The sequence below is a fragment of the Paenibacillus qinlingensis genome, assembly GCF_013204845.1.
Classification (GTDB): Bacteria; Bacillota; Bacilli; order Paenibacillales; family NBRC-103111; genus Paenibacillus_E; species Paenibacillus_E qinlingensis.
The window spans coordinates 38,515-64,961 of record NZ_JABMKY010000034.1 but is presented as its reverse complement, the minus strand read 5'-3'; the positions used below and the strand labels follow the sequence as shown (position 1 = coordinate 64,961).

General features: G+C 46.6%; 23 protein-coding genes and 2 riboswitches. Of the genes, 7 read left to right on the top strand and 16 right to left on the bottom strand.

Annotated features, from left to right (window positions below; genetic code table 11):
• Nucleotides 1–68: 68 nt before the first annotated feature.
• The 8 genes from rpmE to rpoE form a co-directional block, all read right to left on the bottom strand.
• Complete coding sequence (rpmE, locus tag HQN88_RS34610; RefSeq protein WP_056621960.1) at nt 69–266, bottom strand: 50S ribosomal protein L31; 198 nt, start codon at nt 264–266, stop codon at nt 69–71.
• Between the two features lie 129 nt (nt 267–395).
• Nucleotides 396–1,670, bottom strand: coding sequence for a radical SAM family protein (locus HQN88_RS34605; protein WP_173120850.1), 1,275 nt, complete (start codon nt 1,668–1,670; stop codon nt 396–398).
• A 73-nt stretch (nt 1,671–1,743) separates the two neighbouring features.
• Nucleotides 1,744–3,042, bottom strand: coding sequence for a transcription termination factor Rho (gene rho, locus HQN88_RS34600; RefSeq protein WP_173120848.1), 1,299 nt, complete (start codon nt 3,040–3,042; stop codon nt 1,744–1,746).
• Between the two features lie 62 nt (nt 3,043–3,104).
• On the bottom strand, nt 3,105–4,364 hold the full coding sequence (locus HQN88_RS34595; RefSeq protein ID WP_056622721.1) for a UDP-N-acetylglucosamine 1-carboxyvinyltransferase: 1,260 nt from the start codon (nt 4,362–4,364) through the stop codon (nt 3,105–3,107).
• A 235-nt stretch (nt 4,365–4,599) separates the two neighbouring features.
• The gene (gene fba, locus HQN88_RS34590) at nt 4,600–5,454 is read right to left on the bottom strand and encodes a class II fructose-1,6-bisphosphate aldolase (protein WP_057311090.1); all 855 of its coding nucleotides are present in this window, start codon (nt 5,452–5,454) and stop codon (nt 4,600–4,602) included.
• A gap of 225 nt (nt 5,455–5,679) precedes the next feature.
• The gene (locus HQN88_RS34585) at nt 5,680–6,072 is read right to left on the bottom strand and encodes a response regulator (RefSeq protein WP_173120846.1); all 393 of its coding nucleotides are present in this window, start codon (nt 6,070–6,072) and stop codon (nt 5,680–5,682) included.
• A gap of 163 nt (nt 6,073–6,235) precedes the next feature.
• Nucleotides 6,236–7,837, bottom strand: coding sequence for a CTP synthase (locus tag HQN88_RS34580; RefSeq protein WP_173120844.1), 1,602 nt, complete (start codon nt 7,835–7,837; stop codon nt 6,236–6,238).
• Nucleotides 7,838–8,189: 352 nt separating this feature from the next.
• Nucleotides 8,190–8,768, bottom strand: a complete 579-nt coding sequence (gene rpoE, locus HQN88_RS34575; protein WP_173120842.1) for a DNA-directed RNA polymerase subunit delta — start codon at nt 8,766–8,768, stop codon at nt 8,190–8,192.
• Between the two features lie 707 nt (nt 8,769–9,475).
• Between rpoE and HQN88_RS34570 the strand changes: the two genes are divergently transcribed.
• The gene (locus HQN88_RS34570) at nt 9,476–10,642 is read left to right on the top strand and encodes a S8 family peptidase (RefSeq protein WP_173120840.1); all 1,167 of its coding nucleotides are present in this window, start codon (nt 9,476–9,478) and stop codon (nt 10,640–10,642) included.
• Nucleotides 10,643–10,775: 133 nt separating this feature from the next.
• Here the strand turns inward: HQN88_RS34570 and argS are convergent, their stop codons facing one another.
• The 4 genes from argS to speE form a co-directional block, all read right to left on the bottom strand.
• On the bottom strand, nt 10,776–12,449 hold the full coding sequence (gene argS / locus HQN88_RS34565) for an arginine--tRNA ligase (RefSeq protein ID WP_173120838.1): 1,674 nt from the start codon (nt 12,447–12,449) through the stop codon (nt 10,776–10,778).
• Between the two features lie 5 nt (nt 12,450–12,454).
• A complete protein-coding gene (locus HQN88_RS34560; protein ID WP_056621981.1) occupies nt 12,455–12,865 on the bottom strand; it encodes a YwiB family protein in 411 nt (136 codons plus the stop codon).
• Nucleotides 12,866–13,185: 320 nt separating this feature from the next.
• Nucleotides 13,186–13,689 (bottom strand): DinB family protein, encoded by a 504-nt coding sequence (locus HQN88_RS34555; protein WP_173120836.1) that lies wholly within the window; start codon nt 13,687–13,689, stop codon nt 13,186–13,188.
• A 761-nt stretch (nt 13,690–14,450) separates the two neighbouring features.
• Nucleotides 14,451–15,278 (bottom strand): polyamine aminopropyltransferase, encoded by an 828-nt coding sequence (gene speE / locus HQN88_RS34550; RefSeq protein WP_173120834.1) that lies wholly within the window; start codon nt 15,276–15,278, stop codon nt 14,451–14,453.
• A 285-nt stretch (nt 15,279–15,563) separates the two neighbouring features.
• Here speE and HQN88_RS34545 point away from each other — a divergent pair, with 285 nt between their 5' ends.
• On the top strand, nt 15,564–17,675 hold the full coding sequence (locus tag HQN88_RS34545; RefSeq protein ID WP_420794152.1) for a transglycosylase domain-containing protein: 2,112 nt from the start codon (nt 15,564–15,566) through the stop codon (nt 17,673–17,675).
• 172 nt (nt 17,676–17,847) lie between these two features.
• On the opposite strand, the gene HQN88_RS34540 is transcribed toward HQN88_RS34545, so the two are convergent.
• Entirely contained in the window at nt 17,848–18,339 is a 492-nt protein-coding gene (locus tag HQN88_RS34540) for a YwhD family protein (protein ID WP_173120832.1), read from the bottom strand.
• 188 nt (nt 18,340–18,527) lie between these two features.
• On the opposite strand from HQN88_RS34540, the gene HQN88_RS34535 reads away from it, so the two are divergent.
• The 5 genes from HQN88_RS34535 (at nt 18,528) to sugE (ending at nt 23,612) form a co-directional block, all read left to right on the top strand.
• Entirely contained in the window at nt 18,528–20,528 is a 2,001-nt protein-coding gene (locus HQN88_RS34535; RefSeq protein ID WP_420794153.1) for a M1 family metallopeptidase, read from the top strand.
• A gap of 91 nt (nt 20,529–20,619) precedes the next feature.
• Nucleotides 20,620–21,438 (top strand): hypothetical protein, encoded by an 819-nt coding sequence (locus tag HQN88_RS34530; protein WP_173120830.1) that lies wholly within the window; start codon nt 20,620–20,622, stop codon nt 21,436–21,438.
• Between the two features lie 167 nt (nt 21,439–21,605).
• Nucleotides 21,606–21,744, top strand: a riboswitch (cyclic di-AMP (ydaO/yuaA leader).
• A 3-nt stretch (nt 21,745–21,747) separates the two neighbouring features.
• Nucleotides 21,748–22,218: a C40 family peptidase gene (locus tag HQN88_RS34525; protein ID WP_173120828.1), complete on the top strand. Its 471-nt coding sequence runs from the start codon at nt 21,748–21,750 to the stop codon at nt 22,216–22,218.
• Nucleotides 22,219–22,410: 192 nt separating this feature from the next.
• Entirely contained in the window at nt 22,411–23,022 is a 612-nt protein-coding gene (locus HQN88_RS34520; protein ID WP_173120826.1) for an MSMEG_1061 family FMN-dependent PPOX-type flavoprotein, read from the top strand.
• Nucleotides 23,023–23,092: 70 nt separating this feature from the next.
• Nucleotides 23,093–23,195, top strand: a riboswitch (guanidine-I (ykkC/yxkD leader).
• Between the two features lie 96 nt (nt 23,196–23,291).
• Nucleotides 23,292–23,612, top strand: a complete 321-nt coding sequence (gene sugE / locus HQN88_RS34515; RefSeq protein ID WP_171629092.1) for a quaternary ammonium compound efflux SMR transporter SugE — start codon at nt 23,292–23,294, stop codon at nt 23,610–23,612.
• A 14-nt stretch (nt 23,613–23,626) separates the two neighbouring features.
• Here sugE and HQN88_RS34510 read toward each other — a convergent pair whose 3' ends face one another.
• The 3 genes from HQN88_RS34510 to HQN88_RS34500 form a co-directional block, all read right to left on the bottom strand.
• Nucleotides 23,627–24,076 (bottom strand): YdeI/OmpD-associated family protein, encoded by a 450-nt coding sequence (locus tag HQN88_RS34510; RefSeq protein ID WP_216855919.1) that lies wholly within the window; start codon nt 24,074–24,076, stop codon nt 23,627–23,629.
• A gap of 46 nt (nt 24,077–24,122) precedes the next feature.
• Nucleotides 24,123–25,016 carry a methyltransferase domain-containing protein gene (locus tag HQN88_RS34505; RefSeq protein WP_173120824.1) on the bottom strand — a complete coding sequence of 298 codons (894 nt, stop codon included), beginning with the start codon at nt 25,014–25,016 and terminating at the stop codon, nt 24,123–24,125.
• A gap of 525 nt (nt 25,017–25,541) precedes the next feature.
• On the bottom strand, nt 25,542–26,432 hold the full coding sequence (locus HQN88_RS34500; RefSeq protein ID WP_173120822.1) for an ABC transporter permease subunit: 891 nt from the start codon (nt 26,430–26,432) through the stop codon (nt 25,542–25,544).
• Nucleotides 26,433–26,447 lie beyond the last annotated feature (15 nt).

The following is a 26,447-nucleotide window of genomic DNA, read 5'->3' as shown; positions in this document are numbered from 1 at the left end:
AAGCCTAAGCTTAGGATGACCAAGGGAGGTTGTCTTATGCTGATTGGCAATCAAGCAAATGATGCCAATTAGATTCCGTATTTCTTTTTGAACTTGTCGACACGGCCGCCTACATCGATAAACTTTTGTTTACCTGTGTAGAAAGGATGACAATTGGAGCAAATCTCAACACGAAGATTTGGCTTGATTGAACCCGTTTCGAACACGTTACCACAAGCGCAAGTCACTGTGGTTGCATGATAAGTAGGATGAATTCCTGCTTTCATTTGGTTCACCTCTTTCCGCCCTGAATCATTTGCTGAAACAGAGTTAATGGACGTACTACTGCATTGTAGCATATTCGCAACTCTAGATGCAATGGAAAATCGATCGGGTAATACTTCCACTCCGATGGTCTATAACACCGTTGTGAGCGTACGATCACTCGTATAAAACTTCGGTGTGTGGGAGTAGGAACCAATGACTACATCCGGTAATTCTTGTTCAAAAATCTCGATCATTTGCTTCATACCTAGCAATTCTCCTTGAGCCTTAGGGATAATGCTTAGATAGCTCTCAGGGTCAATATTCAGGTTGCGCAATTGTATCAATTTCAATCCCGTTCTGCGTACAAATTCGATCATCGCTTCGATCTCTTCTTCCCGATCTGTAACACCAGGGAATACAAGATAGTTAATCGATGTAATAACCCCTTTATCGGTTGCATAGCGAAGGGATTTCTCGACGTTCTTAAGTGTATACGCTCTTGGCTTGTAATAAGCGTTGTAGTGATCATCCAAAGCGCTAATCGTACTTACACGCATTAGATCTAGCCCCGCATCCACAATGCCGCGAATATGGTCCGTAAGGCCCGCATTCGTATTGATATTGATGTAGCCCATCTTCGTTTGCTCACGCACCCGCTTGATGGCATCAATAATGATGACAGCCTGCGTGCTCGGTTCCCCTTCACACCCTTGACCGAAGGAGATAATACTCTCTGGTGTACGTAGATGTTCCAACATGATCTCCGTAATTTCTTCGACCTTTGGCTTGAAATTCATCCGCGTTTGCGGTGCAACAAAGCCACTTTCGTCTGGCTGCTCCGAAATACATCCGAAGCATCCTGCATTACAGGAGTAGGAAACAGGGACAGCCCCTTCCCAACGTTGTAGGAACGTGTTCGAAGCGGTCAAGCACTCGTAGCCTAGTGCACAGTTGGACAAATGCGCATACAACCGATTCTCCGGGTACTTGGCAACTAGCCGTTTGACTTCAACCTCGAGCTCATCTGGATCACAATGAATCGGATTCCAGAAGTATGGATTATCAGTCAGCCGCGCGGCTACGTAGAAGCCGTCTTCTTTCCACACGACAGCGGTATAACCGAACAGAGGCAATGCCTTCGTCTTATCGGATTTCACATACCCTGGGAGAAGCAGCCGTGTGAAGCCTTGTGGAAGCAACGCTCCCACCGCGTGGTAATCACCCTCTACCAGCTTCATTTCCCCTGTTGCGGCATCAATGCCCACAGGACGCGTGAAAGGTAGACTAACGAGTGTTGAACCCTCAGGAAGAGGGATCAGTTCTTCATCTAATATTTCGGTGATCATTTCTGCATTTCGACCAAGTGCGAAATAATCAGGATGATCAAATACATTTCCTTGTGAATCTGAATAAACCAAGTTCATAACGGTACTCCTCTTTGTACGTTAAAGTAAACGGCCACGCCAACCTTCTTAGTAGGTGTCGTTTAACTAAAGCTTAAGATGCTGAGTTTTTGACTTTGCCTTTATGTTGCTGGGACGGTGCTCCCGCCACTGGGGATGCCAACGAGTCCAAAAACTCTTGATTCGTCTTCGTATCCGCAAGCTTCTTAATAAAAGCTTCGGTATATTCATGCGAATCATTCATACCTTTGCGAAGTGCCCATACTTTCTCGAGCTCATCTTTACCAAGCAATGCTTCCTCACGACGAGTTCCTGAACGACGAATATCAATAGCAGGGAAGATACGACGTTCCGCCATTTTGCGATCGAGATGAAGTTCCAGATTACCTGTCCCTTTAAATTCTTCATAAATGACGTCATCCATACGGGAACCTGTTTCAACGAGTGCTGTAGCAAGAATGGTTAAGCTGCCACCTTCTTCAATGTTACGAGCAGCTCCGAAAAAACGTTTAGGACGGTGGAAAGCAGCGGGATCAACACCACCGGACAACGTCCGGCCTGAAGGCGGTACGACGAGGTTATACGCTCTTGCTAAGCGCGTAATACTATCGAGTAGAATAACGACATCTTTCTTATGTTCAACTAAACGCATAGCCCGTTCTAGAACAAGCTCGGCGACTTTAATATGATTCTCAGGAAGCTCATCAAATGTTGAAGCGACAACTTCACCTTTGACAGAACGCTGCATATCCGTAACTTCCTCAGGTCGCTCGTCAATCAACAGGACAAACAGCTCAATCTCCGGATAATTCGTAGAAATACTATTTGCAATTTCTTTGAGTAACAACGTCTTCCCTGCTTTAGGAGGGGCAACGACAAGTCCACGCTGTCCGAGACCTACCGGGGCAAGCAAGTCCATGATCCGCATGGAGATCTTGTTCGGCTCTGTCTCAAGCGTAATCCGAGTGTCCGGATACAGCGGTGTTAGCGCCGGGAAGTGCAAGCGCTCTGCAGCAGTCTCAGGCTTCTCTCCGTTGACTGCTTCAACTTGAAGCAAGCCAAAATAACGTTCATTTTCTTTCGGCGGACGGCATTTACCGGATACGATATCCCCTGAACGCAAATCGAATTTGCGAATTTGAGAGGCTGAAATATAAATATCCTCTGCGCTAGGAAGATAGTTAATTGGACGCAAGAATCCAAACCCTTCCTGCAAAATTTCCAAAACACCTTGCATGAACAGGAAACCGCTCTCTGCTGCTTGTGCACGTAAAATGGCAAAAATGAGTTCTCTTTTCTTCAGCGTACCGTAATAAGGAATCTGATGTTTCTTAGCTAGTTTATATAATTCAGTAAGCTTGAGTACTTCAAGCTCAGCAAGCTGCATGCTCATGTTTCAACCACCAAACTATTAAATTTTCAATTGGATTCTAGCATTGCCTGTTGTCTGGTACTTTATTCCTCGTTCTCACGCCAAACTTCGGCTCCTAGGGAAGATAGATTGAATACTAAATTCTCATATCCGCGATCAATGAACTCTACACCTGACACTTCAGTAATTCCACCAGTCATAACACTCAAACCTGCAATCACCAGAGAAGCACCTGCGCGAAGATCCGTCGCTCTTACTTTGGCCGAACTCAACTGGGAGCCTTCAATGATAGCAGAACGTCCTTCAACCTTCATTTTCGCGCCCATGCGCACAAGCTCTGGAATGTGCTTAAAACGATTGCTATATACGTGGTCAGTTAAAATACTAACACCTTTGGCTTGGCACAACAGACTAGCCATTGGAGACTGCAGATCCGTTGCAAACCCAGGGTAAATTAATGCTTTCACATCTACGCTTTCATAGATAGGCTGACCGACAATGCGAATAGATTCATCCATTTCGTAGACATGAACGCCCATTTCTTGCAACTTCGCTGTCAATGCTTCCAGATGCTTCGGAATCACATTATCAACCGTAACATCACCGCGCGTCGCCGCAGCAGCAATCATATACGTCCCCGCCTGAATACGGTCAGGGATAATGGAGTGGCGGCAGCCATGAAGTTCAGAAACCCCTTCTATACGGATCGTATCCGTACCAGCTCCCTTGATTTTCGCACCCATGGAATTCAAAAGTGTTGCTACATCTATAATTTCAGGCTCTTTCGCCGCATTTTCAATCGTAGTCAAACCCTTAGCACGTGAAGCAGCCAGCATAATATTAATCGTAGCGCCTACACTTGCCATATCTAAATAAATCTTAGCGCCACGCAGTTCCTTGGCACGAATATGAAGGGCACCGTTCTCGTTACTAACTACAGCGCCAAGTGCTTCGAATCCTTTAATATGAAGATCAATCGGACGCGGTTCGAAATTACATCCACCTGGAAGACCAATCGTTGCCTCGCCAAATCTACCCAGAAGTGCACCCATTAAATAATAGGAAGCACGCAGTTTCTTCACTTTGCCATTCGGCATAGCCATAGGCTTCATATGGGTCGGATCAATCGTCATCCGATCTTCGTTCCAATCGATTGTCGCTCCTAAATCAGTCAAAATTTCTGTATATATAGCCACATCGCTTAAATGTGGAAGATTATCCAACGTTACTGGTGTTTCTGCAAGTACTGCGGCTGGAATAAGTGCAATGGCACTATTCTTTGCTCCACTAATCTGAACCGTTCCCCGTAGTGGGCGTCCACCAACCACCATTAATTTCTCCAACATACTTCTCCCCCTAAACCAGGTGCCTTCTCACTAACGTTCAATCAACAAATTCTACTAAAACTCACAATGATTCGACGGAATTCCACAAAATAAGGAAGTAAATGATGAGTGCGAGGTAAAATACAACAAATAGAAGAAGGAAACGCCCGCAATGACACAGACAGACGGCAACGATTGTCGACCATCCATCTGTGTATTACTGCATTTCCTATCCTGTCTATACAATTTGGAATTAAGCTTGGTTGCTGCTTCCGAACAATTGAATTTTGGATTTTACTACTTCGATCATAGCGTTACGAGCTGGGGTTAGATATTTACGAGGATCATAAATTTTAGCATCTTTGTTCAGAGCTGCGCGGATGCTTTCTGTGCAAGCCACTTGGTTCTCTGTGTTCACGTTGATTTTGCCAACGCCTGCTGCAATTGATCTACGAATCATTTCGTCTGGAACGCCGGATCCACCGTGCAATACAACTGGAACTGGAATGGCTTTAGTAACTGCTTCAATAATATCAAAGTGAATGTTAGGCTCGCCAGCGTACATACCATGTGCAGTACCTACTGCGATTGCCAAACAATCCACGCCTGTTTCTTCGTAGAAACGAATCGCTTCTTCTGGTTTTGCAAGGTTAGCGTGCTCTTCATCGACCGAAATGTCATCCTCAACGCCACCAATTGTTCCAAGCTCACCCTCAACGGATACGCCCATAGCACGAGCAGCTTTAACAACTTCTTTCGTCAAACGAATGTTTTCTTCGAAAGAATAGTGGGAACCATCGAACATTACGGAGCTGAATCCTGCACGGATACATTTCATTGCTACTTCAAACGAACTACCGTGGTCTAAGTGCAATGCGATCGGAAGACCGGATTTCTTAGCTGCTGCTTCTGCAATAGCTACTGTAAACTCGATGCCCATATATTTCAGTGCGCCTTCGCTAACACCATAAATGAACGGGGAGTTCAGTTCGATTGCTGCTTCCACAATCGCTTGAGCAAACTCAAGATTGTTCATGTTAAATTGACCAACCGCGTATTTCCCTGCTTTTGCCTTAGGTAAAAATTCATTCATTGAAACCAATGCCATGTTTCTCTTCCTCCTAGAACCTCTTTAGTAGATGCGCATACCGCTCTCTGTTCATACCTGAGTTATTATAGCACATAACTTTTCAAATGATAACCAAGCCTTCATTTTTCCACAACTAAAATAAACGCCTCCACCGTCTTTCTAAAATGGAAGCGTTTATCTAAGCAAATAGCGAAACTAGTATGTGAAACTTATACAGCCTATATGCAAAAAAAGACCCTATAACTAGGATCCTACTGCAAAACCACTGCTGGATTCATTACTTAATTGCATATTAACAGCAAGACGCAGCTCATCAATATCAAATGGCTTCGTAAAATGCATGATCGCACCTAAATCCGTCGCTTCTTTGATCATATCCAGCTCACCATATGCCGTCATCATGATGACTTTGATAGAGACATCAATTTCTTTCACATGTTTCAAAATATCAAGTCCGTCCATACCAGGAATTTTCATATCTAGTAGTATGAGATCCGGCGAAACATTTCTAACGATTTCCAAGGCCAACTTGCCATTGGAGGCTTGATAGGTATCGTACCCTTCGTTACTGAACACTTCCATGAGGAGTACACGAATTCCATTTTGATCATCCACAACCAACACTTTTTTCTTCATCAGCCAAGTCCCCTCCCGAAAACGAATAACAAGTTCCAAACCTATGAGTCAAGATATTCGCTATTCATTTTCGTATTCCTTCCGAGGAGAGCATTTATTTTGAAAAGTTTTACATAAAAGTTGATTATCAGGAGAGAGCCCCCTGCATCAGTACCGTAAAATTTTAACGAGCGATCGATTGTGCAGCTCTCACGAATTCACGGAAAAGTGGCTGTGGACGGTTCGGACGGGACGTAAATTCCGGGTGGAATTGTACAGCCAAGAACCAAGGGTGACCAGGAAGCTCCACCATTTCAACCAGACGACCATCTGGTGATGTACCAGAAATACGCAGACCAGCAGATTCAACCAATTCACGGTATTCATTATTAAATTCGTACCGGTGACGATGTCTTTCGTAAACTAGCTCATCATTATAGGTAGTCGCAGCAAGTGATCCAGGCGTCAATTTACAAGGGTATAGACCTAAACGCATCGTACCGCCTAGATTCTCAATATCCTTCTGCTCTGGTAAAAGATCAATTACTGGATATGCAGTTGTTGGATTAATCTCGGAGCTATTCGCGCCATCCAATCCACAAACCGAACGTGCGTATTCGATAACTGCAACCTGCATCCCCAAACAAATACCGAAGAATGGAATTTCTTTCTCACGTGCATAACGAATGGCAGCTACTTTTCCTTCAATCCCGCGATCACCAAATCCACCTGGTACAAGGATACCTTGCACACCAGAAAGCAGTGAATGCACATTATGATCGTAGATATCTTCGGCATTGACCCAACGGATATCGATCTCGGAGTCATTGTCAATACCAGCATGTCCAAGTGCTTCTACAATACTAAGATAAGCATCATGAAGAGCTACGTACTTCCCAACGATGGCAATCTCGGTCTTCTTCGTTAAGGATTTCACCTTGCGAACAAGGCTCTCCCATTCAGTCATATCGGGTTGATTCGTTGAAAGCTTCAAGTGATTCACAACATAATCATCAAGACCTTGCTCACGAAGCATCATCGGTACTTCATACAACGTTTCTGCATCTTTACATTCAATAACTGCAGCTGGATCGATATCACAGAACAAAGCGAGCTTACGCTTCATATCTTCTGTCAAAGAATGTTCTGTACGGCAAACAATTACGTGTGGTTGAATACCAAGGCCGCGCAGTTCTTTAACACTATGTTGCGTTGGTTTTGTTTTGACTTCTCCAGCAGCTTTGATATAAGGAATCAACGTAACGTGAATGTACATGACATTCTCGCGGCCGATATCATTTTTCATTTGACGAATTGCTTCGAGGAACGGCAAGCTTTCAATGTCCCCGACTGTACCACCGATTTCAGTAATAACGACATCGGACCCAGCTTCACGACCTGCGCGAATAACACGCTCTTTGATTTCATTCGTAATATGAGGGATAACCTGTACAGTTCCACCTAGGTATTCACCTCTGCGCTCTTTGGTAATAACAGAAGAGTATACTTTACCTGATGTCACGTTCGAGCTTTTGGACAAATTAATGTCGATAAAACGCTCATAATGACCTAAATCCAAATCCGTTTCTGCACCATCGTCTGTTACGAAAACTTCCCCATGCTGGTAAGGACTCATGGTTCCTGGGTCCACGTTAATGTAAGGATCGAACTTCTGGATTGTAACTTTCAAACCTCTGTTCTTAAGCAGTCTTCCTAAGGAAGCTGCGGTAATTCCTTTGCCAAGGGATGAAACTACGCCTCCCGTAACGAAAATGTATTTTGTCACTATGTACGCCTCCTAAAAGTTTTAGTATGAAACTGACTTGGTAAGCATCACCGCTAAGTTTTCGCCAGAAAACTGGCTTCGTAATAATCATGAAGATACGTGTAAAAAGGTGCTAGAAAACTGGCTTCATCAGCATAAGCTCTTGGGTGTCGCCAGAACAAAGGTGTAATAGCATTAGCTTCTGCTAAATAAGTGTTTTCATGAACAAATCACAAAAAAAAAGCGCAAAAAAACAAAAAAAAGTGACACCCGTAGTGACGGGGCACTTTTTGAACGCATGCGCGAATTGTTAAGATTCTTTTAAAGCCCATGCAATAGTTTACTCTGAACGTATAGGGACTGTCAAGACAAGTTATTTGTCGTCTTCGTCGTCTTCATCCAAATCTTCTTCATCCTCATCGGAATCCAAATCATCTACGTCATCCTCAGTATCATCGCTCTCTTCAATACCCGCTTCGCCAAGATCCTCTTCGATTTCTTCATCTTCGAAGAATTCAGTATCCTCTTCCGCTTCTTCTTCCTCTTCGGTTTCGGTACCAAATGCATCATACTCGTCTTCTTCTGCGTATGTATCTTCTTCTTCCGCATAAACGTCTTCATCCAGATCATCATCTTCGTCGTTGATAATTCTAGGACGCTTCGCGTTTCCAACCGCATCGTCGGACTTTTCAACTGGATACCAACGTTTCAAGCCCCATAGGTTTGTACCTACACAAGCAAAACGTCCATCGATGTTGATCTCCGTATATAGTTGGGCAATCACATTCATGACATTATCTTCAGAAAGCCCTTTTATTTTAGCAATTTCAGCCATAAGTTCACGGTAGTAAAACGGCGTATTCGCCGACTTCAGCAATTCGAACGCCAAATCCACCATGGGCATTTCGCGTGCTTGCTCTGTGGTGATTTTGAGTGTGTATTCGCTGCTCATCTAAGGCACATCCTTTTCGATCATTTCTTGACTACGTTATCTACCATAACCAATATCTTCATTAAGTAAAACCTATTTTTTCTAAAATTGCAACTACCCTGAAATAAACGGCTAATCCGACCTGCTTGGACGGATGCGTTTATCTAAAATTATAGCCGAATTATGAAGTGATACGATAAATGCTATAGTTCACAATAAACGTCTACACCGACCTCTTAGGTCAAGTGCGTTTACCATGAAATAAGCCTATTTATTGTCTATTGTGAAAAGGAATACAGGCGAAGGTCCCCCTCCGCCTGCGACTGTACCCTAAGGAACCGCTTGCTGCTGAACAGCAGTCGTTTCCACTACCTGAGAAAGAGACACTCCTGCCCGCGCCTCTCTATGTATCCTATGTTGAACCTACGCATCTGACACGGCCCTGCACCCATTTATTTCTATAAGTGCGAGTTAACATGTCTGGTTTTCAGCACCGAGAAGCTTGAAAGAAGCTAGCAAATGAGAAGCGGAGCGTAGTGGAAGCTACGTGAGCACTGGAATTTCCTGCTACATTCAATTTTCGATGTCGAATATGCATCTTGGACTACTTCGTAATCAAAATTGGACTTTTTAACATCCTCTATAAAGGCGATGACACGGTCAAGTACGATGACCTGTACATAGGATAGGGGAGATATGATTATATGCTGTAACGGGGGGATGGCACGATGGATACAGCCACCTTTCTTCATCTGCTTCATGAAGATCTAGGTCTTACTAAACAACCAGCTAGAAAGCACCTTATCCATTTCACCTCAAAGACAGACTACTTGGCCTGCAAGTCAGAGCTCCTACGCTTGACGTCTGAACTCCCCAGACTATCCCTGGTTCTGCCTCTAGACATTATTCAGGCCTTTTCCTGTACATTGTGTCCGGATACAAAACTCAGAAGCTTCTCAAGCACGACACGTATCGAAACGGATACGAAATTAACTATAAATAAAGTTAAAAGTAGAAAGACCGTACCGAAACGAGCTACAATTCTATCCAACTCACGCACACGCACCATTCCTTGGGGAGTTGATCAAATCGGTGCTCCTGAGATCTGGAGCAAATCTGTCGGCAAAAATATTCACATCGGCGTCATCGATACCGGCATCGACTATAAACATCCTGATTTGCAAAACTCGATCTCGCATGGCATCAACTTATTAAATCGCAGGCTCATGCCTCATGATGATAACGGGCATGGCACACACATCGCGGGTACCATTGCGGCAACTGGCCGAAACTCCGGCATTATCGGTGTAGCTCCCCGAGCGATTATTCATCCTGTTAAAGCTTTTGACCAAAATGGAAGCGCCTATGTATCCGATATCATCGCCGGTATTGATTGGTGCGTCCAAAATGACCTCGATATTATTAATATGAGTTTCGGTATGAAAACGTACAATCCTGCACTGGAGCAAGCGGTTTTGAACGCTTACTACCGAGGAAAGGTTATTGTAGCCTCCTCTGGTAATGATGGCCGGAAGAAAACCATTGATTACCCTGCTCGGTTCCCCCACGTTGTCTCCGTAGGCGCTACTACACGCACAGGGCGGATTGCTCCATTCAGCAATCGCGGAGCACAAATCGACATTTATGCGCCCGGTGAGCGCGTGTATTCGGCTTGGATCGGCGGCAAATATAACGAGCTCAGCGGCACGTCGATGGCAACAGCGCATGTAAGCGGCGTTATTGCCTTAATGCTGTCCATCCGCTCCATGTCGCCGCAGCAAATCAAAAATGCGCTGCGCCGCTGCGCATTCCCGCTGAGCAAGCGCCCGAATGCCCGGTGGCAGCCCGGGCAATTGAACGCTCAGCGAGCGATCCGCGCGGCGGGGCAAGAATAGCTGGCGCTGCAGGAGACAACTGCCGCAGCGCCTTACGGCGTAAGCGCAGAGGGTACCTCCTGCGCTTGTCGAAAAAGAAGAAGCTCCCCTTCTGACCAGTGGTCAAGGGGAGCTTCTTCTGGCTGAGCGGGTGTTACATCCGCTCAGGGGCCGATACGCCAACCACGCGAAGCGTGTTGGCTAGGGTCGTGCGGAGCGCGCCGAGCAACGCGAGGCGTGCTTGGGTTAAGGCTGCGTCATCTGTGATGACGTAGTGGCCTCTATAGTAGCTATGGAACTGGCTTGCCAGTTCGTAGACATAGCGGATCATGCGGTGCGGCGTGTACTGCTCAGCAGCAATGGCGATCTCTTCCGGAAGCTCGCCGATCTTGCGCAGCAAGTCGAACTCGGCTTCCGATGTAAGCTGGGACAGGTCCACCTGTTCCAGCGGGAGCACAGCGATATTCTGCTCTTCCGCCTGGCGGAAGATGCTGCAAATCCGTGCATGGGCATATTGCACATAGAACACGGGATTCTCATTGGACTGGGAGACCGCCAAGTCCATGTCAAAATCCAAATGCGAGTCCATACTCCGCATTGCGAAGAAATAACGAATCGGGTCAACGCCGACTTCGTCCATCAAGTCTTCCATCGTAACGGCTTTGCCGGTACGTTTGGACATTTTAACCTTTTCACCATTCTGGAATAAGCTCACCATTTGGGCGATTAGCACAACGAGGCGGTCTGCTTCAAAACCAAGGGCCGTCATAGCCGCTTTCATACGCGGAATGTAGCCATGATGATCTGCGCCCCAAATATTAATTAAGCGGTCGTAGCCGCGTCCGAATTTATTACGGTGGTACGCGATGTCCGGCGTAAGGTAGGTGAAGGATCCGTCGTTCTTAATCAGAACACGGTTCTTGTCATCCCCAAGCGGTGTCGTATTCAACCATGTTGCGCCCTCTTCTTCATAGATATGACCATTATCCCGCAGCTCTTGAAGCACAGGCGGAATGAGATTATCTTCATAGATGGACGTCTCGGAGAACCAGTGGTCAAAATGAACACCGAAGCGGCCTAAGTCGCGTTTGATTTTGTCTAGCTCTTTCTCAAGTCCATAGGTGCGGAAATAAGCACGACGTTCTTCGTCCGACAAACTCAGTAGACGATCACCTTCTGAAGCTGCGAGTTCCGTTGCAAAGCCTTTGATATCTTCACCAAAATAGCCATCCTCTGGCATTTCCGCTTCTTGTCCAAGCGCTTGCAGATAGCGTGCTTCGATGGATTTCGCCAAATTGACGACTTGATTCCCCGCATCATTAATGTAGTATTCACGAGAAACGTCATAGCCTGCTAGATCTAATACGTTACAAAGAACATCACCAACAGCTGCGCCGCGTGCATGTCCCAAGTGAAGGGAACCTGTAGGATTCGCGCTAACGAACTCTACTTGCACTTTGAGCCCTTGTCCTACGTTTGATTCTCCATAGCGTTCACCAAGCTTCGCCACATCAGCAATCACCGGGTAGAGGTAGACTTGATTCATTTTAAAATTGATAAAGCCTGGGCCCGCAATTTCCGCTTGCGCAATACTCGCTTCATCCTTGTTCAGGTTGGCGATGATTTGCTCGGCAATTTGTCTCGGATTCTGCTTCGCAATACGCGTCAGCTGCATCGCTACATTCGTCGCGAAATCGCCATGTGTCTTCTCTTTCGGCACTTCTAGAATGATTTCTGGCAGTTGCTCCTCGGAGACGATACCTGCCGCTAGAACAGCCTCTTTAATTGCTTGCTTTACTTTCGCTTTCACTTCGTTAAGAACATCCATTTGTCTTACTCCTCCTGAATTAACAACTTGATTCGATAGGCTCCTGTATGTGTGCCTGATGCATATAGATCATAGCTCCACCTCGTAATCCCGATGCCATGGATAGCCTCCGAGGTCAGCTTGTGCGTCTCAATTTCCAGTTCCATTCGGAGCTGTGGTGTGTGATAAAAGCCGGTCCGCTTCTCTCCAGGAACGAAGGTTTGCTCCGCTTGTACATCCCCTTGGCGAATAATACGGATCTGATTATCTTCGAGCTTAATGATCGTCACGGTCCGTCCAAGCTCATTCGGCTCTTCTTCATAGCGGATATAGGTATGATCGCCCTTGCGATACAGATCCCCGCGCGCCTTCTGCACTGTGGTCTCACTCCCGCTTCGACTCTCGATTCGAATCCGCACCCGCTGCTTGTCCGTCATGATTCGATAATCCCCTCTTCTTCTGTTGCTACGAAAGACAACTCGTGTCACAACGTAGGCATGTTAGCTAATAGTTTATATGAAAGAATAAGTAAATTCAATGCATGGAAGGGTTTGAGAGGATTGGAGACGAGTTCGTGATTGGCAAAAGATGATGATAAAACCTCTATCGAAGCCATTTAAGGATGAGCGACCGCGCTTAGATGATGGTATTTCGCCAAATAGAAAGACGTTTTCGGAAACTGAAAACGTCTTTTCTATTGTGAAAAAAAGCCTCCTCATCCGCTGGAAAACGGATAAGGAAGCTCGTATGTTTATGCTTATAACGCCGGAACTGGCCTTCCGATAGCTGCCCACTGCTCTTTGGCTGGACCATAGGCGCCGACAACGGGGAGTCCCGCCTGACGCATCAGAATAGTCAATTGGCCGCGATGATGAATTTCATGCTTCAAGAAGCTGTATAGGGTTGTGCCGATCGTCCACTGCATTCCAAACATGGTAACCACTTCTTGCAGATTTTCGTCCTTCCATTGCGTTCGGATCGCGCTGAGTATGTTCTGCGTTGTTGTCCGATACGCATCTGCAATGACTGCTGCCTCTGCAGGTGGCACGCTTACAGCAGCCGGTGATTCGAATTCCAGCCCCGTTCCGTATAGCATGCCTCGTTCCGCATGGACCAGATGCCAAGCAATATAACCAAGTGGACGGTAGCCTTCGGCTTGAATTTGGCTTAGGGACTCATCTGTTAATGTATCCAGCAGCTGCTGCGTTGTAGTCGATTCCATTTGGTATTCATGAATGAAGCTTTCAATCGTTGTAAACATATATAAAACCTCCTAGGGATAGTGGTGGTACAGGCTCGCTTGTACTTGGTGCTAGTGATGACACTTCTGACTTCATTGGTGCTCACACTGCTGCGATTCATGTCCTGTCCTTATGTTTACAGTATAGCTAGGTGCTACTGACAGCTGTATGGCAGTGATTGAAATTTGTTTTAGGAAGAGTTGTTACTTGAAGGAACGTAAGAGAGTTAAGTGAGTTGAGTTGGGGGAGCGCCAAGGGTATGAAGGGGAACGTCAGTGCGTTATTGGGCTCAAAAGTAGCTGGACATAGGATCAAGGGGAACGTGGATGCCTTATTCTTCCTAAAAGTGATGCAAGACCTGCAAATTAGCTGAATTAGCGCACTGCCGTTCCCCTCAAGTCTGAAAATGACGAATATGGCTCAAATAGCGCACCCTAGTTCCGTTACATTGGTAAGTTTGTAGTCGGCAAATAGATGAGGGAGGATAAAAGCAGGAGTCGGAAGCCTGATGAGTGCGAGATGGGTGCGAGATGGGTGCGAGAGTGAGTATCCAGTTGATTATTGCAAATGAGGTTCTAGGGGGTTGAGTTCGGGGTTCGGGGTTCGGGGTTCGGGGTTCGGGGTTCGGGGTTCGGGGTTCGGGGTTCGGGGTTCGGGGTTCGGGGTTCAGGTCGGTAGTAAGATTGAAGCTGAAGCTTGGGTCCATGCCAGCACGCAAAAAAGGAAGCCGACTAATCGGCTCCCTCTTCTATTCAAATCCTATTATCCGCGATTCCGCAGTTTATTTAATCAAATCTTCAACGAATCTAGGCAACACGAACGCTGCTTTGTGCAAGCGTGGCGTGTAGTATTTCGTTGGGAATTCAGGGATTGCTGATTCTTCTACTTGAAGTGGATCGTGCTTTTTGCTGCCCATTGTGAATGTCCATAGACCACTTGGGTATGTAGGGATATTCGCACTGTATACACGAACGATCGGGAAAATTTCTTTCACGTCGCGATTTACGGTTTGGATCAAATCCGCTTTGAACCATGGGTTATCCGTTTGAGCAACGAAGATCCCGTCTTCTTTTAACGCATCGAAAATCCCTTGGTAGAAACCTTTGGAGAACAGCTCAACAGCTGGGCCTACAGGCTCTGTGGAATCGACCATGATGACATCATAAGTGTTTTTGTGATCGTGGATGTGCATGTAGCCATCATTAACGATAACTTCAACGCGCGGGTTGTCCAACTCACCAGCGATCGTTGGCAGGTATTTCTTGGAATACTCGATAACTTTGCCATCGATATCAACAAGAACGGCTTTCTTTACTTTCGGGTGCTTCATGATTTCACGAATAACGCCACCATCGCCGCCACCTACTACAAGTACGTACTCTGGGTTCGGGTGAGTAACAAGCGCTGGGTGAGCAACCATTTCATGATAAACGAATTCGTCTCTCACTGTTGTCATAACCATGCCGTCAAGCGTTAACATCGTGCCCCACTCTTCAGTTTCGATCATGGATAGATCTTGGAAATCTGTTTGTTCTCTTACATAAGTTTCAGTCACTTTTGCCGTGATACCGAAGCTATCCGTTTGTTTCTCTGTGTACCATAATTCCATAAGTAACCCTTCTTTCGCTTCTCTATTTGGATGAATAATTCCTGACATTGGTTATCTCTAACAGTGTTCCACCAGCCCAAAAAGTCATACGAGTTCGGACGCTAATTTCCAGTCCCTTGACACGCACAAATTGTATTATAGTTCATTACCCCCAAAATGCAATATTTTCCTTGATCTTTTAACCATTTAACAAAAAATATTTACAATTCGTTGAATACGGACTGCCATGCTTTTCCATACTGGTTAATAGCGCATTTGGGCAAGGAGAAGGGAGGCATGGGAAGCATGTCCGACAATGAGAATAATGAGAAGCCCCGCCAACAAACACCAGAAACACAATCTGCCCGACGGAAAGATGAAATTCCTGCTTCCATGCGATGGATGAGACGAATCAAGAAGACCTTTTCGTTCTTTTTTACCTGCAGCCTGTTGTTGCTCATCGGAGCCGCTGTCTTTCTAGTTTATTTGCGCTCCCAAACCCTTCCCGTCACCAAAACGATGCAAACCTCTCAGATGTATGATGTGCATGGCGAGGTGATTGATACCTTTTATTCAGGGCAAAATCGGCAGGTGGTTTCATTAAATGAAATCTCACCTTACTTAATACATGCAACGCTCGCCGTGGAAGACCAGCATTTCTACGATCATTTCGGTGTGGATGTCAAAGCCGTAGCACGTGCGGCCATTGTGAATGTCCAAGCGATGGCGAAGGTGCAAGGAGCCGGCACAATCACGCAACAGTTAGCTCGAAACCTTTACTTAACTCATGATCGTACGTGGACGCGCAAAATCAAGGAAACGGTGTATGCCATCCAAATGGAAATGCAGCTGGGCAAAGATGATATCCTCGCTGATTATTTGAATCAAATCTATTATGGTCATTCGACCTATGGGATTGAGACTGCTTCTGAGCTTTTCTTTGGCAAGCATGCCAGTGAATTAACCTTAGCAGAGAGCGCTATGATCGCTGGGGTGCCGAAAGGACCGCGTTACTATTCCCCCTATTATGATTTGCAAAATGCAATGGATCGGCAAAAAGTCGTTCTCCAGACGATGGTGAACAGCGGCTTTATTACCCAAAGCGCTGCTGACGCTGCAGGCAAGGAGAAGTTGACGATTCTGCCGTTAACGAAAAAGAAACCTTCCGCTGCCCCCTATTTCAGGGATTATGTACGTAACCTTGCGACAGAGAAGCTCGGCATCACAGAAGAACAATTCGATGAAGGCGGCATCCGCATCTATACCACGCTGGATAAAAATGCCCAGCAAATTGCGGAGAATGTCATTACAAAGCAGCTTGAAGGCAAACCAGAGTTGCAGGCCGCTTTGGTCGCGGTAGACCCGCGTACAGGCGAGATCAAAGCCATGGTCGGCGGACGCGACTATACGGAAAATCAGTTCAATCGTGTACTGTCGAATACGCGACAGCCAGGGTCTTCTTTTAAACCATTCGTGTATATGGTCGCACTCATGAATGGCTTCACCCCTGTCTCCATGGTCAAGAGTGAGCCAACGGTATTTACTTACGATGAGGGACGCCTGCAATATACGCCAAGAAATTTCAATGACCAGTATACCAATGGGAATATTGATATGCGGCAAGCGATTTCGAAGTCGGATAATATCTATGCGGTGCACACGATTCTTGAGGTGGGTCCACAGAAGGTCATAGATTTCGCGCATAAACTCGGGATTGCTTCGCCCATGAAGCCATTGCCTTCCTTAGCGTTAGGTTCCTTCCCTGTGAGTCCATTGGAAATGGCCTCGGCCTTTGCCTCTATTGCGAATCAAGGTGTACATCATGAAACGACCGCTATTTTGCGGATCGAAGATGCTAATGGGCGTGTATTATATGAAGCGGCGCCTACGGAGGAGCAAGTGATACCACCTGCGGTTGCCTATGTGATGACTAATCTAATGGAGAGCGTGTTCGAAGAGGGTGGAACCGGTAACCGTGTAGCCAGTACGATTAAGCGGCCAATTGCTGGCAAAACTGGCACTACCGATACGGACGCCTGGCTCGTCGGCTTCACACCAGAGCTATCTACGGCAGTCTGGGTTGGTTATGACAAGAGCCGTAACATCACAACGGTGGAATCACATCTTGCCTCACCAATCTTCGCGGATTTCACCGAACAGACCTTGGATGCGATCCCGCCAAAGCTGTTCCCGATCCCTGAAGGTGTATCGACCGTTTACATTGATCCCGTGAGCGGCAAATTGTCGAATGAGGACTGTCCGAATTCTAAAATGGAAGCTTTCCTTGTTGGTACTGAACCAACCACATATTGTACAGGAAAACCCGCTAATCCAGATGCAGCAGGCGGTCAGAAAGCAGGTCCCAAAGGCGATAACGGCTCTTGGTGGAACGATCTAAAACGCTGGTGGAACGACTAATTCAGCCGAAGAAGACAACACAAAAAGGCAGCACTAAGCGCGTCTTAGTCCTGCCTTTTTGCTGTCCTAGTATATGAGGTAACATACACTAGGGTATAGTATACCCGCTTCGACATTGCGGAACAATGGATGACACATAATGTTCATATTCTCCATATTCGCCGCTTAAAGCTTAGGAGAGTGCGTCCTTAAGGCTTTGATCCGAGCGGTTCCACCAGTCTTCATTGTGCGCAATGAGGCAGTTTCGAAGGGCTGTTCGTTCACTGTCAGACAAGCCTTCTAGGATGAACTTACGCTTCATGGCGCCGTCCATTTTGTTCACGTGCTCCGCAAGAATCTTCCATCCGCGGCGCGCTTCGGTGTCCACTAGCATTTCGCATGCCGACATCCCCGCATAGTAGGCGCCATCTTCCGTCCGATCCACTGCTACCCATACGATCCATGCTTTACGACCATTCGGGACATCCTCCTTGTTCGTGGAGAACTTAATCCCTTTCTCGATCTTACTCTTGGCATGGAGTGTTCCTTCATCCAAATACGCTTCATCCCCATCAATAATGATGCCGGAGACGTTACTCAAATCAATGGCTCCCGCACCGAAGCCTTTGTGATTCACTTTCGAGCTTACTATATTTAAGGCCAGCTTCTTCTTATCCGCTTCCATAAGGGCACCTTCCACTCTACATTAGGTTAAAATGACGACATGCTTTCATTGTAGCGAAAGTCTACCGCTAGAACAAGTGGCGGCGGGCTACCACGGACATTTAACATATTTCTTTCACCTCGCAGAAATATTCCCTAGGTTGTCTACATATACATGCTGTAGATGCTTGTTTAGGCGGGGTGAATCTCATGGATATGAATGCTCTATTCAATAGCCGCAAGGTACAGTGGTTTGCTGTCATGCTCCTTGCTGCCGGCGCAGTGTTAATAACGAATACCTTGCTCCCCTCCACACCAAGAGGGACTGTTCCTGTCGTCTCTAAAGATGTTCCTATTGTTCAGACACCGGACATGCAGCCTGCAGATAATGGCAAACCGTTAGAAACCTCAACACCACTTAGTTATCGTATTGCCGAATATCACATGAATGTTGCCTACACGCCAGAAACCCAACAGCTCCAAGGACAACAAACACTTACATGGGAAAATCCTGGCTCAGTTCCTGTACAAGATATGTATCTCCACCTCTATCCCAATGCATTCGCTTCGAAGAAAACGACATTTATGCGCGAATCAGGTGGAAAGCTGCGGGAAGATGAAGCCAAGGATGAGAGTACCGGCAGTATGGAACTGCTCTCCGTGAAATCAGATACGGGTGATGATCTCACCAAGCGAATGTCATTCGTACAACCGGATGACGGCAATAAGGATGACCACACGCTGCTCAAAATACCGTTATCCAAGCCTGTTGGACCTGGGGAAAGTGTAACGATCAAAACCGAATTCCTTGTTAAACTGCCCGCAGCTTTTGCCAGAATGGGCTATGTCGGTGACTTCGTTATGGCTGGTCAATGGTTTCCAAAGGTTGCCGCCTATGAGCGCAAGGGAACTAGGGGACGGGCTGAGCCTGGCTGGGATCTCCACCAATATCATGGAAATTCCGAGTTCTATGCGGATTTCGGCATGTATGATGTGAAAATCCAGGTACCCGCAAATTATATTGTCGCAGCAACCGGTTTCCCTGTTAAGCCTGCCGTGACGGACAAGGGCACGAAGACATACCAATTCTATGCCGAGGATGTGCATGACTTCGCTTGGTCAGCCTCTCCTCATTTCGTCTATGTGGAAGAACCCTTCTCTACACCACAAATTCCAGGGGTCAAAATCAAACTGTATTTGGATCCTAATCATCAAAATTTGAAGGACCGTTACATGTATGCGGCTAAAAAAGCACTCTCCCGTTACAGTCAGTGGTACGGTACGTATCCCTACTCTACCCTTTCCATCGTCGTCCCACCTCCTGGCGGGAATGGTGCTGGCGGTATGGAATATCCAACTTTAGTCACCGCATGGGGAGCCAGTGACAAAGATCCAGACTTAGAACTGGAACGCGTCGTCGTCCATGAGATCGGACACCAATTCTTCTATGGGCTGGTCGCCAGTAATGAATTCGAGGAAGCATGGCTGGATGAAGGCTTCACCTCTTATGCAGAGGATAAAGTGATGGAAGCCGAATACGGTGAAGTACCTAATTTGCCTGTCGAGTCCAGTTATATCACCTCACCAAATGGACTTCAGAAGGATGCATGGACTTACAAAGGACATGATGAATACGCTGAAAATGTGTACACGCGTGGCAAGCTCGTACTCAAAGCAATCGAGGGGCAAGTCGGTACCAAAACGATGGATCGTATCATGAAATCCTATTTCCAAAAGTGGCAGTTTAAGCATCCGTCTACAAAGGATTTCCAACAGGTCGTTGAGGAGATTAGTAAAACAGATTGGGACGACTTCTTTAATCAGTATGTCTATGGCAATCTGATGATGGATTACTCCGTCGAAAGTGTTCACGTCCAGCCTCAGGGTGGCAAAGGGTCTGAGACTTACGAAAGCACTGTTCGCATCGTGAAGCTTGGCGGTAACTCACCGGAAGTACCGATACAGTTCCACTTCGCGGATGGTACAACGTTGGATAAAACATGGGACGGCAAGGAAGGCAGTATTGACTTCAAATTAACGCATGCTTCCCCTGTCGACTGGGTGCGCATTGATCCTAAGTACACGCTTATTCTCGAAAATAAGCACATCAATAACTTTTATCAAACCCAATTAAACACAAAGTGGAAAATTCGTTGGAACCTTGGCATTATTCAATTCCTACAAGCCATATTTGGCTCAGTCGCCTGGTAAGGACGAGAGTGTTTATGGAGAAATATAAGCATTGTATAACGTGCAGCTATACTCTCTTATATTTTAAAGAAAACGTTAAGGAGGGACCTCATTGGCCACTTATATCAAAGCTGGCTTCAGGGCAGCTATGGCGCAGCCATTTGCCACGATCATTTTATTCCTATATCAGATGGGCTGGGGTATTCTCCTGTATAAGCTCGTGCAGGGAATACTCGTCCCCCTCATGCATCGATTCCCTGGCGCTGAGCAACCCAAGCAGGCATTGCAGATTTTCCTAGCAGAGGGCCAGTTTCAGTTAATTAAAACAGATCTCAGCCATTCCTATCTATGGTGGCTTGCTATACTCTTATGTGCTCGCATGCTGCTGACGCCTCTCTTAAATGGCGGTGTTTATTATTCTCTCACGCATTCTCACCAGAATGCTGGCTATCGTTTCTTTCGCGGGATGAAGCAGCTCATGCTCCCATTCCTGCTCGTGTATCTGATTCGCATCGCACTTACATTTTTCCCGCTCATCTGGCTTATTCCCAAAGCCGCTTATATGCTAGGGCATAGCGGCTCCTACGAGCAGATCGTTATCAAGCTTCTTCCTTGGATACTTAGTTTAATGCTCTACGGCTTTCTCCTGCAGCTGCTGTTTATGTATGTGCAATTCGCCATTGCTGCCAAGCTAGGCATTACATCGACTATTTTCTCTTTCTTTCGATATTCGCTGCCGATTATCGGACTTGCCATCATCCTATTACTGTTCACAGGACTTTTGGCAGGGGTCACGGTCACGGCCACTTACGTATGGGCAGGACTGGTAGCCCTAATCATTTACCAACTATATCCGCTCTTCCACATTTTCATCCAAATTTGGGGCATTTCTTCCCAATATCAGCTTCTTTCTGCCAAAATATCCAGTTAATATCCAGCAAAACAGCGAATAGCTAAGCGTTCTCCCCTTCTCTTTGAGAAAGGGGCTTTTTTTTGTCTATTTCCCGAACTATTTGCCTATTTTTCAGCCTTTTTTCTAATAAAAAAAGAGGAATTCCATTGTTTATGACGAATTAAAAGGACTAGCATCAAAAAACCAAATATTTCATGCCGAATTCCTCAGTTTTTGGGGAAACGGGGGAACCACTCCGGGTGAATTGATCTTGCAAGACAGGGATCATAGGGAACCTTCAACCGAACCCTCCAGCTAACCTCGTAGGCACCGGAAGGAGACAAGCAGTTGAAGAAAGTTGTTGGTCTTATTTTTAGTCTTGTTTTGTTTTTGAGTGTAAGTGTAGGAAGCGTTTTCGCAGCATCCGATATGGATAAAGCGGTAGAAGATCTTGTTGGAACTCCTTACAGATGGGCAGGAACGACAACCAAAGGTTTCGATTGCTCTGGTTTTACGTCCTACTTGTTCGACGAGTTCGGCATCGACCTCCCACACAGCTCCAAATCACAAAACAGTGAAGGCTACTGGGTTGACAAAAATGATCTTCGTAAGGGCGATCTTGTATTTTTCAACACAGATGGCAGCGGCATCTCTCACGTAGGGATGTACCTCGGTAATGGTGAATTCGTTCACTCCGCTACTAATCAAGGTGTTGTTAAGAATAAGTTGAGCGAATCCTATTATGCGAAGCGGTATGTATCAGCCAGACGTGTTCTATGGGATGATATTTACAATCAACTAACTGCTGAATCCAAGTAATGTTCTCGTCACAGAATGAAGCCCTGCAAGCTTTGCTCGTAAGAGCGACTTGCAGGGCTTCATTCATTTGAACGGAGTTATCGGCGTATACTACAATATACAAAATAAACGGCTACGCTGTCCTTCGAGGACTTCTCACAGTGTTTATGAAGAAATTAAAGGTCTCTTGGCCTCGAGGAAGGAAAAGAACGCATGGACAACACACAAGACAGTACTTCGCCCCCATTTCCTGGCATCGTTCAATCCATTGATGAAATTAGAGATATTATTGGAGAGCCTCATCCTGCGGTACAAAATAAAGTCATTAATCAAATTGACGAGCACGCCCAAGCGTTCATCGCCAAATCATCTTTATTTTTCTTATCTACATCGGGTGCAAATGGATTATGTGATGTGTCCCCCCGCGGCGATAGCCCAGGCTTCGTTCGCGTTCTCGATAATCATCGCTTGATTTATCCAGAAAGACTCGGAAACCGTCGAATAGATTCGATGTATAATCTACTGACCAACCCGCAGGTGGGCCTTATCTTCATTATCCCCGGGTTCGAAACGGTGCTCCGCGTCAATGGACGCGCTTGGCTGACGAAAGATGAAGAGCTTCTGGCGACTATGCAGCTGAATGGGAAATCACCCATCGCCGCTGTTGGCGTCGAGGTGCAGGAATGCTTCGTGCACTGCAGTCGTGCCCTTAAGCTGTCGAAAATATGGGATACCGCAACGTGGGCGCCCGAACAGGAACAACCAGATACGATGGCTATGTTCCGTGCGCATTTGGCATTAAACAACATAGCACTAGAGGAATAAGGATAAGCTAACTAGGTAGCAACCAGAATGTGTAACTTGACATGGCATGTTAGCGAGCCTATAATAACGGCATGTCGTTTTCTAGGGTTCCGCGGCGCACCACCGCCGGCTGGTCCAAGGGAAAACACACAGCAGATATGCTGTGGTCACGGAGGGAGAAAAGCCCGGGAGTCTATCGCAACAGTGCGATATTCCCGGGCTTTTCTCTGTTTATTTTGTGGCCCTGACATCGTAAAACCCCATATCCCCACATGAAGGAGTGTTTCATTATGGCATGGTTATTTTTAGCTATTGCAGGTGTATTTGAGGTCGTCTGGGCCATCTCATTAAAATTTTCCAATGGCTTTACGCGGCTTGTCCCGTCGATTGTTACGATTCTAGGCATGATTGTCAGCTTCTATTTCTTAGCTGCAGCAACGAAAACTCTTCCCATCGGAACGGCCTATGCAGCCTGGACCGGCATCGGTGCTGTCGGTGCCATTATCATTGGCACTCTATTTCTCGATGAACCGATCAGCTTAACTCGGATCTTGTTTATGGTCTTGATTCTGGTCGGTGTGCTCGGACTGAAATTCACATCAGGGCACTAAGCAGCCATGAGCGCTTACACGCCACTCATCTGAGTGACCACATTGGCAATTCGGCGAAGGCGCGTCTCTTGTGTCTTCGCGTCCTCGACCTGGCGGACGAATTCTTTGCGCTTGGAGAAGGCCAGAGCCTCGAACCGTTCTACGGCACCGTCTTGTTCAGACAGCGCTGTGTGCAAGTCTGATGGGACTTCCACCGTTCGAGGGGCAAGATCCAAAGCCAACGTCACCTCGACGGGGTCACCTGCCTTCAAGCCGGAGGCTTGTCTATGGGCTTCACTGAGCGGAATGAGGTATTCGCCACCCATGACCGCGATGGTTGTCCGATATGTGTAACCATTCAGGGTCACGGACACGCTGGGCTTTTTACCTCCTGCTAACGTGGTCATAACCTCTTCGGGAATGGAAATCCCTGTAGCATTCTTATTCTCAGCTTTCATAACAGTCGTATGGAACGTCACACTCATGGTTATGGTCTCCTTTATTTTAGTAAAATAGAGTACCGATAATCGGCTATTTGATTGTATAGCTCACATACCAGAAGCTGCCCCCCACAAAGATGCGCAAATGCTGTGATAAGGGTCGAAAAATGTCATTTAACTCTTCGTAGCTAAAATAATTCTTGAGTATTTCATGCTTGGAGCCGTCGGCTAGCTCGCGTCTTTTGTAGGTGTCTTCGCTGTCTTCATGGGTGATAAGTTCGCCGCCTCTACCAGGCACATATACATTATCAGCGATAAACACCTGTGCTCCGCTGCCTAATCGTTCATGGAAGCCTTGTAAAAAGCTGTCGATCCGATTCCGCGGAATATGCGAGAACCAGAAGTTCGCCAGGCCGTAATCGAACTCCCCCTTTATCTCGGATAGCTCATACGCGTCTCCTTCCTTGAAGGACGCATTCCCCTTCGTCCATGACTTCGACTCCGCGATGCGCAGCACCTCTGGGCGAATATCGACGCCAACCAGCTGCGCCGCTGTTTCTGCGACAATGTGCGTCCAATAGCCTGTGCCGCAGGCAATTTCCAGCACACGGCGGCCCTCTACCTGCTTCTTCAGGGTATCTGACAGAAGGGCCAATTCTTGTTGATACTCCGCATCCTCGCGGTGGTAAATCCGTTCATACTCCTCTGCCCGTGCACCGTAGTAGGCTTGCATACTCAGCTTTTCCTGATCCAAAAGCGTCTGCTTTTCCTTCACTTCGTGCAGGATGCGATGTCTCGCTGACAGCAGATCCGCAAAAATGGCGCCACCCTGTGCGGCATAATTCGCGAGCAGCCCCTGCGTCGCCATGACGATCAGCTGGGTCATCGATAGGCCAGTGGCATCCGCCATCTCTTCTAACTCGAATTTCACTTTCTCAGGCAAATAAACCGAGAGTCGTTTCGTTTTGTCTTGTTTATCCTCCATGGTTTGCTCGCCTCCTTTTTCATTCATTCTAACACATAATATATACCATTGTAACATTAATTATGTTGTATTATTACATTCTCCACCGTGCGCTCCAATGATTACATACCGTAGATTCATTCCTGAACTATCCTCAGCTTCCTCTTTGGATCCCACTGGCACACCTACACAACTTTAGATGGATTTCCTACAGCTAATTTTCACGTTTATAGCCACTTTTCTGATCTAGATGGAAAAACTCCATCTATTTCCTCCATATTCCCCACGTTCGGTGCTATTGTGTGAATTTAGCTGTACTTTTTACAGTTAATCGTCTCAAAGTAGGAAATATAGCAGAATTAACTACATAATCTCCATTTGTTTTTAAATTTCTCTAGGGTGCGGGTGCGGGTCCGGGTGCGAACGGTATGGCTTGAACGTTGAGGAGGTGATTCTCAGTGATTGAGGTATTAAAGTGTTGCTGAAGCTCCTACACAACCGACAAAAAAAGCCGAGCACCACCCTTCGGATGGACGCTCGACTCTATTACATCAGCTGACGTTCCTCGCCATAGCGGCGTTTGAGCTGATTTAAGAAAAATTGCAGTGAAAGGAATAACAACGCAAAGCTTGTACCCGCACTGAGAATAATCCATGGGTGCAGCCGGATATAGCGCGCACCGTAGGCAATCAGCGACAGCCATTCCCCAGAGGTGCTGATGGTAATCTGGAAGCCGGCCTCCTCGTCGCCGATCGTCTCTGTACCACCGAGCACGATATTGAATACAGCTAGCTGCCCCAACAGGAACAGCACCTGCATGAACTCGCTTAAGAAGATGAACATCATTTCATTTCGCATGGAAGGGAAAATATGCCGAAGCGTTCGATGCCAGAACGAACCGCCCATGAGGCGGGAGGCTTCAATAAACATTTTGCCACTATAATAGCGTGTCCGATCTGCGATCTGATGTGCCAACGGGAAGATGCCAATCAGAGTAATTAAGATAATGAAGGTGATGCTGAACAACAACTTGTTGTGTGGGTCCGCTTTGGCTCCGAGATCGAGCCTTAGCCCGTAATACATCCCCGCAAGCGGCGGATAGAGGAAAATAAATGCCGGCACTGCGGCAACCGCCCACTGTAAAGAGCGGAGTAGACCTCTTCCCCTGCCCGTCATCCCGCTTCCTAACCCCCAAGGCAACGCCACGGCAAAACGAAGCAAAGTCAGACCCAACGCCGTTCCTAGTGTGTATTTTAACCCATTCAATAATAAGCTCAGCATGTCGAACCCACGGTGATCGGTTCCAAGCAGGAAGGTGCTATTGGGTGCGTAAGGCGGGATTGCATACCTGGTTTTGCCGTCTTCTTGATATTGGATCATGTTGATTTTGTCCTCTGGCGAAATGCCATGTGGCTTCAACCAGGACCCGAACACCATCACCAGCAGGAAGAG

Excerpts from the sequence above, each read along its gene's own strand:
- rpmE (WP_056621960.1), bottom strand. The coding sequence starts at position 266 with ATGAAAGCAGGAATTCATCCTACTTATCATGCAACCACAGTGACTTGC.
- HQN88_RS34545 (WP_420794152.1), top strand. The coding sequence starts at position 15,564 with ATGTCCGACAATGAGAATAATGAGAAGCCCCGCCAACAAACACCAGAA.
- HQN88_RS34505 (WP_173120824.1), bottom strand. The coding sequence starts at position 25,016 with ATGGAGGATAAACAAGACAAAACGAAACGACTCTCGGTTTATTTGCCT.
- speE (WP_173120834.1), bottom strand. The coding sequence starts at position 15,278 with ATGGAATTATGGTACACAGAGAAACAAACGGATAGCTTCGGTATCACG.
- HQN88_RS34560 (WP_056621981.1), bottom strand. The coding sequence starts at position 12,865 with ATGACGGACAAGCAGCGGGTGCGGATTCGAATCGAGAGTCGAAGCGGG.
- argS (WP_173120838.1), bottom strand. The coding sequence starts at position 12,449 with ATGGATGTTCTTAACGAAGTGAAAGCGAAAGTAAAGCAAGCAATTAAA.
- HQN88_RS34540 (WP_173120832.1), bottom strand. The coding sequence starts at position 18,339 with ATGGAAGCGGATAAGAAGAAGCTGGCCTTAAATATAGTAAGCTCGAAA.
- fba (WP_057311090.1), bottom strand. The coding sequence starts at position 5,454 with ATGGCATTGGTTTCAATGAATGAATTTTTACCTAAGGCAAAAGCAGGG.
- sugE (WP_171629092.1), top strand. The coding sequence starts at position 23,292 with ATGGCATGGTTATTTTTAGCTATTGCAGGTGTATTTGAGGTCGTCTGG.
- HQN88_RS34605 (WP_173120850.1), bottom strand. The coding sequence starts at position 1,670 with ATGAACTTGGTTTATTCAGATTCACAAGGAAATGTATTTGATCATCCT.
- HQN88_RS34555 (WP_173120836.1), bottom strand. The coding sequence starts at position 13,689 with ATGTTTACAACGATTGAAAGCTTCATTCATGAATACCAAATGGAATCG.
- rho (WP_173120848.1), bottom strand. The coding sequence starts at position 3,042 with ATGAGCATGCAGCTTGCTGAGCTTGAAGTACTCAAGCTTACTGAATTA.
- HQN88_RS34520 (WP_173120826.1), top strand. The coding sequence starts at position 22,411 with ATGGACAACACACAAGACAGTACTTCGCCCCCATTTCCTGGCATCGTT.
- HQN88_RS34535 (WP_420794153.1), top strand. The coding sequence starts at position 18,528 with ATGGATATGAATGCTCTATTCAATAGCCGCAAGGTACAGTGGTTTGCT.
- HQN88_RS34570 (WP_173120840.1), top strand. The coding sequence starts at position 9,476 with ATGGATACAGCCACCTTTCTTCATCTGCTTCATGAAGATCTAGGTCTT.
- rpoE (WP_173120842.1), bottom strand. The coding sequence starts at position 8,768 with ATGAGCAGCGAATACACACTCAAAATCACCACAGAGCAAGCACGCGAA.
- HQN88_RS34500 (WP_173120822.1), bottom strand. The coding sequence starts at position 26,432 with ATGGTGTTCGGGTCCTGGTTGAAGCCACATGGCATTTCGCCAGAGGAC.
- HQN88_RS34585 (WP_173120846.1), bottom strand. The coding sequence starts at position 6,072 with ATGAAGAAAAAAGTGTTGGTTGTGGATGATCAAAATGGAATTCGTGTA.
- HQN88_RS34510 (WP_216855919.1), bottom strand. The coding sequence starts at position 24,076 with ATGAGTGTGACGTTCCATACGACTGTTATGAAAGCTGAGAATAAGAAT.